Here is a 13383-nt window from a genome sequence, read left to right as displayed (position 1 = left end):
GGGCCAAGGGAAGGGAAGAGAATGCCTGTCCGCCATGATCGAACGCATCGTTGCGCGAGCCTGGACGAGAAGGGCAGGTATTCTCAAACGAGATTGATTACTATAAGCGTCAATAGTGATGCCCCGCCCCGTTGCGGGGGAACCGACAAGGAAGATGAGCATGCGTGGAATGTCACCCCTGGCCCGAGGCGCCGTCGCGCTGGGCCAGAAAGTAGGTCCGGGGATCGGCCTGGCACTCGGACTCAGCCTGGCCACCCTGGGGGTGGCCAGCGCCCAGGAGGAAGCTCGCGTCCTCGACACCGCCTTCGGTGAGGTCGAGATCCAGGGCCAGCCCGAGCGTGTTGTCACGCTCTACGAAGGGGCACTGGACACGTCCCTGGCCGCGGGAGTGACGCCGCTTGGCGCGGTGGCAACCCGCGCCGCCGAAGACGTGGCCGACTACCTGAGGGATGAGGTGCCCGACATCCAGATCGTGGGCACCGCCGGCGAGGTCAATGTGGAGGCGGTGGTCGGGCTCGAGCCTGACCTGATCCTGGCTTCCTCGCGACTGTCCGAGGATACCTACGCGCTGCTGTCGCAACTTGCTCCCACCGTGGTGCCGGCGACCGAGGGCTTCGACCCCGAGGCCTGGAAGGACGAGGCGCGGCTGTTCGGCAGGGCGCTGGGCCATGAAAGCGAGATCGATCGCGCCATCGAGACGGTAGAAGCGCGCGCCGCCGGGCTCGCCACTAACGTTGAGGCAGAGACGTCCCAGGACAGTGCCTTCCTGATTCGCTGGATGCCCCAGGGACCTCTGGTGATGTCCACCGAGCTTTTCACCACTGGCTTGCTCGCCGCCGTCGGCCTCGACGTCAAGGACGATCAGCTGGTGCCGGCGGGACGGCCCCACAGCGATCCGCTGAGCCTGGAGGCGCTGTCCCGGGTCGACGGTGACTGGTTGTTCGTCGCGACCCTGGACGCCAACGGGGCCGAGGCACTGGACCAGGCGATGCAGAGCGACGCCTTCAAGCGCCTGTCGGTGGTCGGCAACGACCGCGTGGTGGCGGTGGACGGCCAGTTGTGGACCAGTGCCAGTGGTCCCATCGCCGCCCAGGCGGTGCTCGATGACATCGAGCAGGCCCTGGAGGGTATCGTGACACCGTGAGTGCAGAGCGCAGATTAACCGCAGGAATACTGTTCGGCCTTGTCGTTCTACTTGGGCTCGCCATCATGGCGAGCCTTGTCGTGGGTGCCGGGGAGATCGGCCCGGTGCTGTCGTTTCAGGCGCTGCTGGGCCTGGGCAACGAGGAGGCACGCTTCGTGGTGTGGGACCTGAGGCTGCCGCGGACCCTGGTCGGCCTGGTGGTCGGGGTGGCGCTGGGCGTTTCCGGTACCCTGCTGCAGTCGATCACCCGTAATCCCCTGGCCGAGCCGGGCCTGCTCGGCGTCAGCGCCGGCGCCGCCTTTGCCGTCGCGCTGATGTTGCTGCTGGGTGGCAGCCTGCTGGAGCTGCGCATCGGCGTCGCCCAGCTGGGGGCCTTGCTCGGCTGTCTGTGCGTGCTCGGGGTCAGCCGCATCCGTGGGCTCGGCGCCGATCCGGTGCGCCTGGTGCTGGCGGGGGCAGCCTTTTCGGGGCTACTTGGCGCGATGACCTCGTTGATCCTGATCACCGACCGGCGCGCCGCCGACGAGATTCGTTTCTGGGTGGTGGGTAGCCTGTCGGGACGGCGGCTCGACGACCTGCTGGCGGTACTGCCCAGCATGGCGCTGGCGGCGCTGGTGCTGGTGATGGTGGTGCGGCCGCTGGCCAGCCTGGCGCTGGGCGAGCGCGCCAGCGCCGGTCTCGGTCACCATCCGGGGCGACTGCGGCTATTGGCCATCCTGATCGTCGCCCTGCTGGTGGGCGGGGCCACCGCCATCGCCGGGCCGATCGCCTTCGTCGGCCTGGTGGTGCCCTTTATCGCCCGTGCCATCGCCGGCCCGGAGCTGCGTCGCACCCTGTGGCTGTGCCTGCCGCTGGGGCCTCTGCTGGTGCTGACCGCCGATGTGATCTCGCGCCGCCTGGTGGCGCCCTCGGAGATGCCGCTGGGGGTGCTGACCGCGCTATGTGGGGCGCCGGTGCTGATCAGCGTCGTTCGCGCCCGCCGTCTGCCGAGCCTGTGACCATGCTGGATGATCGTTCCTTGTCTGCCGCCGCCACCCGCTCGTCGGATGAATATCGCCAATGTCACGGCCGCCGCGATGCCAGCGCCACCCCCGACGGCATGTGGCTGCTGCGCGGTGGGCGGTTCAGCCTGCTGGTCGATCGACGCCAGCTTATCGGCGCCCTGTTGCTCGCTGTCTTGCTGGTCGGGGCGAGCCTGGCCTATCTGTGCCTCGGCGAGAAGCCGCTTTCGCCGGGTAAGATCTGGGCGGTCATCAATGGGCAGGGCGCGATGCTCGATACCTTCGTGGTGGAACAGCTCCGCCTGCCACGGCTATTGGCGGCGCTTGCCAGCGGCGCCGCCTTCGGGCTGTCGGGCTGCCTGATGCAGACGCTGGCGCGCAACCGTCTGGCCACGCCCGGCATCATCGGCATCGACAACGGCGCCACCGCCTTTGCGGTGGCCTCGGTGGTGGGGATGGGCTTGAGCCTGGCGCCTTCTGCCATGGCGTTGACCGGGGCGGCCACCGCAGCGGCCCTGACTTTCGGTCTGGCCGCCGGGGGCGGTGCGAAGGGCGGTGCCAAGGGCTATCGCTTTATCGTCGCCGGCATCGGCGTCGGGGCGATCTTCGCCGCGGTGACCCAGCTGATGCTGTCGCGTGCCGCCATCGATGCGGCCAACGCCGCCTACCCCTGGACCGTGGGCACCCTGAACTCACGGCCGGCCGGAGCCGTCGTCGTTCTCGCCATCGGTCTTGCGCTGCTCACCCCGGTGGCGCTGTGGCTGTCGCGCTCGCTTAGCTTGATGCGTTTCAGCGACGCCGTGGCACTCGGTCTGGGGACGCCGCTCAGGCGTCGCAGGCTGCAGGTGCTGGTGGTATCGGTGGCGTTGACGGCGCTGGCGGTATCGGTGGCGGGGCCGGTCGGCATGGTGGGGCTTTTGGGTCCGGAAATCGCGCGCCATCTGTGCGGCAACCGTCAGGTCCCGCTGACCGGTGCGGCCCTGGCCGGGGCGGCGGTGATGGTGCTGGCCGACCTGGCGGGACGATTGATGCTGGCGCCGCTGGAGCTGCCGGTGGGCATCGTCACCGCCGTGGTCGGTGGCCCCTGGCTTCTGTGGATACTGATTCGCCGCTGAATTCATATTGACCCGCTCCCGGGCCAATGGCGGCCGGGGGCGCTTGTGCAAGGGGACCTTGATGTCACTGACGTTGTCTTCACGATCCGATGGGATTCCCCGGGCTGAGGTGGCTTCGCACCCGGATTCGGGCCAGCAGCGGGACACCGCAGTTCCGCATCCCTATGTGGTCGAGGATCTGGTGCTCTGCCACGGCCGTCACAAGGTCATCGATGGTCTCGACCTGACGATCCCGCGGGGCAAGCTCACCGCCATCGTCGGCCCCAACGGCTGCGGCAAGTCGACGCTGCTGGCCGGGCTTTCCCGCCTGCATGCACCAAGTGGCGGGCGCGTCTGGCTCGAAGGCCAGGACCTCAAGCGGTTTGCGGCGCGCAAGCTGGCCCGCTGCATCGCCCTGTTGCCCCAGGAAGCGTCGGCCCCGGAGGGGCTGAGCGTCAGCGATCTGATTCGCTTCGGGCGCCAGCCCCACCAGGCCTGGTATCGCCAGTGGAGCGAGGAGGACCAGGCGGTGGTGGCGCGCGCCATCGCTGCGGCGGGGCTTGAGGACCTGGCCGAACGCGCCCTCGATACCCTGTCCGGCGGTCAGCGCCAGCGCGCCTGGATCGCCATGACCATCGCCCAGCAGACACCGATCATTCTGCTCGACGAGCCCACCTCGGCGCTGGATCTGGGTCACCAGCTGGAGGTCTTCGAACTGCTGCATCGGCTGGTGGAGCGAGGGCGTACGGTGATCATGGTGGTCCACGATCTTTCCAGCGCCTGCCGCTACGCCGATCACCTGGTCGCCATGCGCGATGGGCGCCTGGTGGCAGAGGGCGAGCCGGAAAAGGTGGTGACGCCGGCACTGGTCAGGCAGCTTTACGACGTGGACTGCTCGCTGGTGGAAGACCCGCTGACCGGCAAGCCATTGCTGGCAGGGCTTAGTCGGAGAGCTTAGCCGGAGGGCCTAGTTGGCGCGAGGCCTAGTCGCCAGGTCTTGGTCGGCAGGGCCTGGTTGGCGCGGGGCTTAGTCGGCGCGAGGAATAGTCGGCGGCGGGTCATGGTCGGCGGGGCCGAACGGATATGCAGGCCTTGAGGGAAGCGAATTCGGGGAGCCAGACGCAACACACCCGGCGCGAAGGCCGGGTGTGTTCTCTGGCTGACGGGCGCTGCCCGTCAGCTTCGGATCGCTCTTAGTTGGTAGCGTCCTGAGCGGCGTCCTGGGCATTGTCGCCCGCGCCTTCGATGGCGTTGCCGGCGCTGGTCAGGGCGTTGGCGGTAGCAGACTTGGTGGTCTGCCAGGCGCTCTGGGCGCCTTCCTTGGTGTCCATCCAGGCCTGCTGAACGCTGGACTTGGTCTGGTTCCACCAGGTGTCGGTGTATTCGGGCAGCTGTGACACCTCGTCCTGAGTCATGTCCAGATGAACGCTGTACTCGATGTTGTCGAGGCTGTCGCCGTTGGCAGTCTGCACGGTGAAGTTGCCGGTTTCGACCACATACTCGTTGCCGCCGAGGTCAAGCAGGTCGCCCGCTTCGACGACGATGGCGCGGACCTTCATGTCGTTGTCGAGAAGGATGTCCTCGACTTCGCCCACTTCATCCTCGCTCGAACCCTTGGCGAAAACGTCGGCGTCCATCAGCTCATCGGCGGAGTAGAGGCCCTGAGCCTGCTGCTGGTTACCGGCGCCATTATTCTGAGCGGTGTTCTGCTCGGCGAAGGCGTTGGTGCCCACGGCCATGGTGCCGGCGAAGACGGTGCTTGCGATAGCGGTAGTCAGCAGATTCTTGCGGATCATTCCATTTCTCCTTCTCGCGGATGGTTCCAGCGATGTCATCGGTCGCAGCGGGTTCCTGTGCTGCGACTTGCGATGTTGCACGAATCATTGTGGAGGTTATGTACAAGATTTCAAGCCAGTCTTGTGAAAGAAACATGCAAGGCTCTGTTGCCTATCGATGACGCCACCACAGAGCTTGTTTCAAACGTACTCGAGAGAGCCGACCTGGCGCTATTTCAGGGATGATCCCTGTTTGAAAAGTCAGGTGCGCATGCGGCTTTCCATGGTGTGTTGCCTCTGGGACAATACCGGCCCCTTGCCCGCATTATCATGGCCAGGGCGACGATCGACACCGTATAAGCGGTGCGAAAGCGCCGTCCGGCCCGCCCCTCGAGGTCCTGTTTCGTGGAATTGTTGAGCGTCGTCTTTCGTCATTATCGCTGGCCCTTTATCGGCGTCATGCTGCTGAGCCTTGCCAGTGCCGGACTGGGTATCGGCGCCATCGCCTTTATCAACCGCCGCTTGATCGAGGTGTCCGGAGATGCGCTCGGCGTGCTGCCGCAGTTTCTCGGGGTGATCGTGGCATTGCTGGCCGTGACTCTGGCCTCCCAACTGGCCTTGACCACCCTGGGCCATCACTTTGTCTATGGCCTGAGAGGCCGTCTGGTCAAGCAGATCCTCGACACCGATATCGAGCGCCTCGAACGCCTGGGCAGCGCCGAATTACTGGCCAGTCTGTCCAGTGATATCCGCAATATCACCATCGCTTTCGTACGCCTGCCCGAGCTGGTTCAGGGCTTCGTGCTGACGCTGGGCTCGGCGTTGTATCTCGGCTGGCTGTCCCCCGGACTGCTGTTGGTCACCGCGCTGTGGGTCACGCTGACCATGGCAGGAGGGGCCTGGCTGGTAGGGCGGGTCTATCGCCATCTGGCCCAGGTTCGGGCGACCGAGGATTCGCTCTATCGCGACTATCAGGCGGTCATCTATGGACGCAAGGAACTGGCGCTCAATCGCGCCCGGGCGCGAGCCCTGTTCGAGGACACCTACGATCGTGATGCCCGCCGCTATCGTCACCACGTCATCCGCGCCGACACCTATCACCTGAGCGCGGTCAATGTCTCCAATATCATGATGCTCGGCGCCATCGGGGTGGTGTTCTGTCTGGCCAATGGCCTTGGCTGGGCCACCACCGAGGTGGCGGCAACCTTCTCGTTGACCTTGTTGTTCCTGCGTACCCCGCTGATCTCGGCGGTGGGCGCACTGCCGACGCTGCTAAGCGCCCAGGTGGCCTTCGACAAACTGCGTGGACTCGATCTGGCCGAGGCCAAGGGCGACTTCGGGGTGCAGGAGGCAGATGGCGAGCGCTGGCAGCGGTTGCACCTTGAAGGCGTGGCCTTTCGCTACCCCGAGCCCGCTAAAGCGTCCGACGAAGAAGACGGGGCAGGGCGAGCGTCGAAAGGCCCGGGCTTTTCCGTGGGGCCGCTGGACCTGACCCTGCGGCGTGGCGAGCTGGTATTTCTGATCGGCGGCAACGGCAGCGGCAAGTCGACCCTGGCGAAGCTGCTGACCGGTCTCTACCGGCCCCACCAGGGGCGTCTGTTGATCGACGACCAGGAGGTGGGGGCCGATGAGCTGGGCGCCTATCGCCAGCGCTTTTCCGCGGTGTATACCGACTTCCACCAGTTCGACACCCTGATAGGCCCTGGCGGTGACAAGGCCGACCCCGCGCTGGTCGAGGACTGGCTCGAGTACCTGGCGATGCGCGAGAAGCTTCACTTCGACGGCCAGCGGGTCACCAACCCGGAGCTGTCCCAGGGGCAGCGCAAGCGGCTGGCACTGTTGATGGCGGTGGCCGAGGAGCGAGATATCCTGCTGCTCGACGAATGGGCCGCCGACCAGGACCCGCAGTTCCGACGGGTGTTCTATCGTGAGCTACTGCCGCGACTCAAGGACATGGGCAAGACGGTGTTCGCCATCAGCCACGACGATCACTACTTTCAGCACGCCGACCGCTTGTTCGAGATGCGCTCGGGGCAGCTTGTCGAACTCACCGGGTCCAGCCGCGAGGCCGCCAGTCGGGATGCGGTGGCCCGGCTCGATCCGCTGTAGGGCGATTCGCTCAGCCGGTAGAGCGCTCTCGCCACCATCCAGCGGTTCATCCATCCCCCCTGCCTGGCTCCCTCGCACCCGAGTACGGCTGGCTGGGGCCTTCGCCTGCCTGCGGTTGACGGGACGCTCTGGTGCCGCTGATGGCGCGAGGTGGTTTCGCCAGCCCTTGATCGACATCGGCCTTTTGGCAGGATTTCTGTAAATGAAAGCTGGTCTTGATTGCGTGTAAAAATGAAAACAATTAGCATATCGAGCATGTTTCACGAACGTTCAACGTCGTTCGTTGTCGTCTTCGATGCGCTCCGAGGCCCACCGCATGCAACCCGCCAGTCCCCGTCCATCCGCCAGTTCACGGTTCACCGACTTCCTGCCCGGCAGCCCTGTCTCCCGTCGCCCGCTTGCCATCGCCGTGCGCCTCGCGCTGGGGCTGGCCCCGCTTGCCGGGGCGGGGATGGCGTTTGCCCAGGAGGAGGCGGTCACCGAGGTGACGAGCGACACCATGGTGGTGAGCACCTCGGCGCTGAAGGTCGAGACCCCGGTGCTCGAGACGCCTCGTGCTACCTCCCAGGTCTCCCGCGAGGAGCTCGACAACCGCCAGGTCAACAAGTACGACGAGGTGCTGCGCTACCGCAGCGGTGTGGTATCCCAGCCGTTCGGCCAGGACAACAAGGCCGAGTGGTTCTATATTCGCGGCTTCAATGGCGAGGACTCACTGTACCAGGATGGCCTGCGTCAGTTTCGTGAGGGCGGCTACTTCTGGTGGAGCACCGAGACCTTCGGCCTCGAGAGCGTCGAACTGCTCAAGGGGCCGGCCTCGATCCTCTATGGCGAGGCGCCTCCCGGGGGTGTCATCAACGCCATCAGCAAGCGTCCCACCGACGAGCCTCAGGGGCTGATCGAATTGCAATACGGCAGCGACGACCACGAGCAGGTGGGCGTCGACGTCTCGGGGCCTGTGGCAGGGCGCGATGATGTGCGCTATCGCATGGTCGGACTGTTCCGCGAGAATGATGGCCAGATCGAGGACACCGACAATCAGCGGGTCTATCTGGCGCCGAGCCTGGAGCTCGATCTGTCGCAGGATACCAGCGTCACCTTCCTGGCCAGCTACCTGAAGGACCACGGCACGCCTACCAACGGCTTCAAGCTGCCCTACGGCACCGTGGACAACACCCCCTTCGGCAAGCTCGACCCCGAGGACAACCTGGGAGAGCCGGACTACGAGCGCCAGGAACACGAGCAGTGGGCGCTGGGCTACGAACTGTCCCACCGTCTCGACGATACCTGGGACATCGAGCAGAACTTCCGCTACAGCCATCTGGATCTGCTCGAGCGTGACGTCTATGTGTCCTACCTGCTGGACGACCGCAATGCCCAGCGCGGCCTGACCTATCGCGACGGCGACTTCGACGCGGTCACGGTGGATACCCGCGCCATCGGCCGCTGGTACAGCGATCGCACCGAGAACACCCTGCTGGTCGGCGTCGACTACCAGGATCTGGATATCGACTACGACAACTACGACGACTTCGCCTTCGGTTCGCCTTTCGACATCTTCGATCCGGAGTACGGCAACTTTACCCCGAGCTCCCGAAACGGAACCGATCACGAGGAAGGCAAGGAACAGCTCGGCTTCTACGCCCAGAACCAGCTTCGCCTGGATGACCGCTGGATCTTCCTGGCCGGCCTGCGTCATGACAGCGTGGACGTGACCAACCGCATCGATGGCGAGGACAACGGTGGCGGCAGCGAGGACGAGACCACCTTCTCCGGTGGCGTGATGTACCTGGGTGACTACGGCATCTCGCCCTACTTGAGCTACAGCGAGTCCTTCTCACCGCAGATCGGCACCGATCCGGATGGTCGCGCCTATCGTCCCAGCGAGGGCGAGCAGTGGGAAGTCGGCGTCAAGTATGCCCCGGACTGGCTGGATGGCTATATCACGGCTGCGGTGTTCGACCTCGAGGAAAGCGATACCCTCTATACCAGCGGTGAGTCGGCCAACCGTCAGGGCGGTGAGCGCGAGTCCCAGGGTTTCGAGATCGAGGGGGTGGGCTATGTCACCGACGACCTCAAGGTCACCGCCGCTTACACCTATACCGACGTACGCGTCGATATCAGTCGTGAGGAGCGCGACCTGCGCGCCGGCCTGATCCCGCGTAACCAGGCCTCGTTGTGGTTGGACTACGCGGTCCCCGGCGCCTTGCACGGTCTGAACCTGGGGGGCGGTGTGCGCTATGTGGGCGAGACCAAGGACAGCCCGCGCTACTCTGATGCCACGGTGGACTCCTACACCCTGTGGGACGCCAAGGTCAGCTATGACATCACGCCCCAGTGGACCGCCCAGGTCAACGTCAACAACCTGACCGACGAAGAGTACGTTTCAGGCTGCGAATACTGGTGCTACTACGGCGAGGAGCGCAGCGTGGTCGGCAGCATCAAGTACCGCTTCTGATCCAGTGGCGGGCTTTCAGGATCGCAAATCAACTCTCTGAATCGAGACGCCCGACCGGTTTTCCCGGTCGGGCGTCTTGGTGTGGAGGCTGCCGGTGGAAGGGCTGCGGGCCTAGGCGGGGCGAGTGCTATCGCTATTCCTGCCTTTCTATAGCCATATCTCTCTATCTTTCTATCTTTCTATCTTTCTATCTTTCTATCTTTCTATCTTTCTATCTTTCTATCTCTCTAGCCCTGGCTCTGGCTGCCCTCCGCCGTCACCCCGGCCCGGGCCAGGCGCTCGCCGTCGGCGACGTCGCTAAAGCGCTCGAGCAACAGCTCGAGTTTTGGGGTGATCCAGCGTTCGCAGAAGGGTCGCGAGGGGTCGCTGTAGAAGTAGTCGTGGTAGTCCTCCTTCGAGGCGCGAAAGTCCACCAGCGGCAAGACCCGGGTGAGAAGGGGCGCGTCGAAGTCATCCTGCAACTGGGCCAGGGTGTCTCGAGCAGAAGCTGCCTGAGACTCGGTCAGCACATAGACCGCCGAGCGATAGCGGTCGCGGCGCTGGTGGTCTGCGGTGGCCCGGTGGGTGTAAAGGTGGATCTCGATCAGCACGTCGAGGGGCAGGCGAGAGGGGTCATAGTCCACCACCACGGCTTCATGAAAGTCCGAGTGCTCGCCGTCGGCGGCGACCCAGCCCTGGTGGACCGATTCGACCCCGCGCAGCGACTGATAGACCGCCTCCAGGCACCAGTAGCAGCTACCGCCGAGGGCCAGACGGGCGAGGGAAGGACGGAGCAGGGGCAGGCTGTCGTGCATCGGGATTCCCTCGTTTGCTGAGCGGTTTTGTCACCGAAGACACCTTTAGCTTACAACTTTCGCAGCCCCCACATGAAGTAGCTGCCGCCGATCAGCGAGGCGACCAGGCCTGCCGGGATCTCCTGGGGAAACAGCAACTGGCGGCCGACCCAGTCGGCCAGCACCATCAGCAGCGCCCCGATCAGCGCCGCCCCGGCCAGGTGCGCGCGAGCCCGGGACAGCCCCATCAGACGCGCCATATGAGGCGCCAGCAGGCCGACAAAGGACAACGGACCGACGATCAGGGTAGCCACCGCAGTCAGTATCGCCACCGTCGCCAGCAGGCCCAGGCGGGCACGCTCGACGTGGATCCCGAGTGCCTTGGCGGTGGCAGCGCCCAGCGGCAGGATATCCAGCCAGCGAGTCAGCGCCTGAGCGGCGACGGCGGCCAGCGCCCCGATACCCAGTACCACCAGCGCCGAGACCGGGTCGACGTAGTAGGTCGACCCTGACAGCCAGGCGATGACCTGCTGGCCACGTGGGTCTCCGCCGGCCAGCACGATCGAGCGCACCGCGTCGAACAGCGCAGTGATCGCCACGCCGCTGAGCAGCAGGCGCTCTGGCTGGAAGCCGCTGGCGCGATTGAGCGCCACCAGCACGCCGAGCACGACCAGCGCGCCAACGGTGCCGGCGCCCACCAGCGTCAGGTTGCTCGGCGCTGGCACCAGGAAGATGGTGAGAATCAGCGCAATCGCCGCGCCACCGCTGATGCCCAGCAGTTCCGGGCTCGCCATGGGGTTGGCGGTGACCCGCTGGATCAGGGTGCCGGCGATGGCCAGCAGGGCGCCGCTACCGGCGGCGGCGAAGATGCGCGGCCAGCGCCAGTCGAGAACGTCGCCGTCGAGGCTCGACGACCAGCCGGTGCTGGACTGGCCGATCAGAATGCCGACCAGGGTCGCCAGGGCCAGCAGCACGGTGAGCACCAGCAGCAGGCGCCCGGGGGCCTCGGCACGCAGGGCCTGCGGGTTCGAGCTGGGCGGTGGACGCCGGGCGGTTAGGCGCAGGCGCGGGATCAGCCACAGCAGCAGCGGTGCCCCCAGGGCGGCGGTGGTCGCCCCGGTGGGCAGCAGGGTAGGCAGGGCGTCGACGCCGCCCTGGAGGACCAGGTCGGTGATCGCCAGCAGCAGCGCGCCGAACAGGATCGACCAACCCAGCCGCGCCGGCAGACGCCGGGCGCCGGCCATGCGCGCGATGTTGGGCGCCGCCAGGCCGATAAAGCCGATGATGCCGACCACTGCCACCACACAGCCGGTGATGAAGACCGCGAGCCCCAGCCCGCCCAGGCGCAGCCACTTGAGCGAGACGCCGAGGCTGCGTGCGCTGGCGTCGTCCAGTTCCAGCAGCGCCAGCGGGCGCAGCAGCCAGATGGCCAGAGCGCCGGCGATCACCAGACGCGGCAACAGGTAAAGCACGCCGTCCCAGCCGTTCTGGGTCAGCGAGCCGGCGCCCCACACCAGCACCCCCTTGAGCGCCTCCTGGTTGAACAGCAACAGCACCACCGCCAGGGCGCCGAAGTAGAGGTTGACCACCAGGCCGCCGAGTACCACGACGCCGGGTGACAGGCCACGGCGCCAGCCGAGGGCGAACACCAGTCCCATGGCCAGGCCACCGCCGGCCAGCGCCACCCACTCGCGGCCCAGCACCAGCAGGCCAGGCGCCATCAGGGTGGCGACCATCAGTGCCAGGTTGGCGCCGCTGGCCACCCCCAGGGTGGTGGGGGCGGCCAGTGGATTGCGCAGCACCTGCTGCATCAGCACCCCGGCCAGCCCCAGGGCGCCGCCGGCGCTCAGCGACATCACCAGGCGCGGCCACCAGCTATAGTGCAGCACCAGCGACTCCGGGTCTGGCGGTTCATTGGCGCCGAGCGCCCCCGAATCGGTCAGGGCAGCAAGCGCCGCCAGGGGGCCGCCCAGCTCGGCCAGGGAGTAGAAGGCGGCCAGCATGCAGGCCACCGCCAGCACCAGGCCGGTGATGCCCAGCGCGGAGGTACGGCGGGCGCGGGATTCAGCGGCGAGCATCGATATTTCCTTGTGCCTGATCCGGTGTGGTGGCCTGTTCGCTGGTGTCGGGAGCGCTGGTGCCGAGAGCGTCACCCAGCAGGGTGGCAAAGCGCCTGGCCGAGGGCAGGGCGCCGAAGCTCCACACCGGTGGCAGGGTGACGACGTCGTCGCGCTGGACGCTGCCCAGATGGCGCCACAGGCCACTGTCGGCCAGCGCCTCGCGGACTCCGGCGATATAGGGTTCGACCACCACGATGCGGGCCTCGGGATAGTTGGCCAGCTGTTCGATGCCGATCAGGCTGAAGCCCCAGGCGTTGGTGGTGCCTCGCCAGGCGTTGGTCAGGCCCATGCGCTTCAGCACCGCCTGGTAGAGGCTGTGCTCACCGAACAGGCGCACGTGGCGTTCATCCATGAACTGGAGCAGCAACAGCGGGCGGGTGTCCTCGGGCAGCCGAGCGGCGATGTCCGCGATGTAGGCCTCGGTCTCCTCGATCAGCGCCTCGGCGGCGTTTTCGCGATCCACCAGTTCGCCGAGCTGTCGGGTCAGCGCCAGAGACTGCGACCAGAAGGTGCCCTCGCCGCTGTACATGGCGAGCTGCTTGACCTCGGCGATCGATGAAAGGCGCGGCGCCAGGTTGGCGAACATCGGCGAGATCACGATGGCGTCGGGGTCGAGTTCGGACAGCAGTTCCAGATTCGGCTGGGTACGCAGGCCGATGTCGGTGGCACCTGGCGGCGCCTCGAGCCCCACCCAGCTTTCGTAGTCGCCGACCTGGGCCAGCGCCACCGGTGGGGCGTCAAGTGCGATCAGCGTCTCGGCCAGGGTCCAGTCCAGGCTGGCGATTCGCGGCGCGGCACTGGCCGGAGACACCAGCAGCCAGGCCGACAGCGCCAGCCACGCCAAGCTATGGTAGCCACCCGAGCGAAAAAGGCCGGAACGCAAGCGCAGGGAAGCCAGGGACACCAGAGAAG

At 66.2% G+C, this 13383-nt stretch carries 10 protein-coding genes; 6 read left to right on the top strand and 4 right to left on the bottom strand.

Going from position 1 to position 13383, the window contains the following annotated elements; genetic code table 11:
- The first annotated feature begins 160 nt into the window (after positions 1–160).
- The 4 genes from NKF27_RS15405 to NKF27_RS15390 all read left to right on the top strand — a co-directional run bounded on the left by NKF27_RS15405 (position 161) and on the right by NKF27_RS15390 (position 4197).
- Positions 161–1144 carry an iron-siderophore ABC transporter substrate-binding protein gene (locus NKF27_RS15405; RefSeq protein ID WP_253552967.1) on the top strand — a complete coding sequence of 328 codons (984 nt, stop codon included), beginning with the start codon at positions 161–163 and terminating at the stop codon, positions 1142–1144.
- Positions 1145–1173: 29 nt separating this feature from the next.
- Entirely contained in the window at positions 1174–2142 is a 969-nt protein-coding gene (locus tag NKF27_RS15400; protein ID WP_301271194.1) for an iron ABC transporter permease, read from the top strand.
- 101 nt (positions 2143–2243) lie between these two features.
- Positions 2244–3260, top strand: coding sequence for an iron chelate uptake ABC transporter family permease subunit (locus tag NKF27_RS15395; protein WP_253556488.1), 1017 nt, complete (start codon positions 2244–2246; stop codon positions 3258–3260).
- A gap of 61 nt (positions 3261–3321) precedes the next feature.
- Positions 3322–4197 carry an ABC transporter ATP-binding protein gene (locus tag NKF27_RS15390; protein WP_083970345.1) on the top strand — a complete coding sequence of 292 codons (876 nt, stop codon included), beginning with the start codon at positions 3322–3324 and terminating at the stop codon, positions 4195–4197.
- A 235-nt stretch (positions 4198–4432) separates the two neighbouring features.
- On the opposite strand, the gene NKF27_RS15385 is transcribed toward NKF27_RS15390, so the two are convergent.
- On the bottom strand, positions 4433–5035 hold the full coding sequence (locus tag NKF27_RS15385) for a hypothetical protein (RefSeq protein WP_108132487.1): 603 nt from the start codon (positions 5033–5035) through the stop codon (positions 4433–4435).
- Positions 5036–5419: 384 nt separating this feature from the next.
- Between NKF27_RS15385 and NKF27_RS15380 the strand changes: the two genes are divergently transcribed.
- Together NKF27_RS15380 and NKF27_RS15375 are read left to right on the top strand one after the other, a co-directional pair.
- Entirely contained in the window at positions 5420–7123 is a 1704-nt protein-coding gene (locus NKF27_RS15380; protein ID WP_253552963.1) for a multidrug ABC transporter permease/ATP-binding protein, read from the top strand.
- A 316-nt stretch (positions 7124–7439) separates the two neighbouring features.
- Positions 7440–9578: a TonB-dependent siderophore receptor gene (locus NKF27_RS15375; RefSeq protein WP_367399242.1), complete on the top strand. Its 2139-nt coding sequence runs from the start codon at positions 7440–7442 to the stop codon at positions 9576–9578.
- A gap of 227 nt (positions 9579–9805) precedes the next feature.
- Here the strand turns inward: NKF27_RS15375 and NKF27_RS15370 are convergent, their stop codons facing one another.
- The 3 genes from NKF27_RS15370 to NKF27_RS15360 are packed head-to-tail and all read right to left on the bottom strand — an operon-like array spanning position 9806 to position 13315.
- Entirely contained in the window at positions 9806–10372 is a 567-nt protein-coding gene (locus NKF27_RS15370) for a peptide-methionine (S)-S-oxide reductase (RefSeq protein WP_253552962.1), read from the bottom strand.
- 50 nt (positions 10373–10422) lie between these two features.
- Positions 10423–12429: a Fe(3+)-hydroxamate ABC transporter permease FhuB gene (fhuB, locus tag NKF27_RS15365; protein ID WP_253552960.1), complete on the bottom strand. Its 2007-nt coding sequence runs from the start codon at positions 12427–12429 to the stop codon at positions 10423–10425.
- A complete protein-coding gene (locus NKF27_RS15360; RefSeq protein WP_253552958.1) occupies positions 12416–13315 on the bottom strand; it encodes an ABC transporter substrate-binding protein in 900 nt (299 codons plus the stop codon). Before NKF27_RS15360 ends, fhuB begins: the two co-directional genes overlap by 14 nt.
- Positions 13316–13383: the final 68 nt, after the last annotated feature.

The sequence above is a fragment of the Halomonas sp. DN3 genome (assembly GCF_024137905.1).
Lineage (GTDB): Bacteria > Pseudomonadota > Gammaproteobacteria > Pseudomonadales > Halomonadaceae > Halomonas > Halomonas litopenaei.
Note: the sequence above shows the minus strand (reverse complement) of the source record. Positions and strands in the feature narration are given on the sequence as shown.

Excerpts from the sequence above, each read along its gene's own strand:
- NKF27_RS15405 (WP_253552967.1), top strand. The coding sequence starts at position 161 with ATGCGTGGAATGTCACCCCTGGCCCGAGGCGCCGTCGCGCTGGGCCAG.
- NKF27_RS15370 (WP_253552962.1), bottom strand. The coding sequence starts at position 10,372 with ATGCACGACAGCCTGCCCCTGCTCCGTCCTTCCCTCGCCCGTCTGGCC.
- NKF27_RS15385 (WP_108132487.1), bottom strand. The coding sequence starts at position 5,035 with ATGATCCGCAAGAATCTGCTGACTACCGCTATCGCAAGCACCGTCTTC.
- NKF27_RS15375 (WP_367399242.1), top strand. The coding sequence starts at position 7,440 with ATGCAACCCGCCAGTCCCCGTCCATCCGCCAGTTCACGGTTCACCGAC.
- fhuB (WP_253552960.1), bottom strand. The coding sequence starts at position 12,429 with ATGCTCGCCGCTGAATCCCGCGCCCGCCGTACCTCCGCGCTGGGCATC.
- NKF27_RS15395 (WP_253556488.1), top strand. The coding sequence starts at position 2,244 with ATGTGGCTGCTGCGCGGTGGGCGGTTCAGCCTGCTGGTCGATCGACGC.
- NKF27_RS15390 (WP_083970345.1), top strand. The coding sequence starts at position 3,322 with ATGTCACTGACGTTGTCTTCACGATCCGATGGGATTCCCCGGGCTGAG.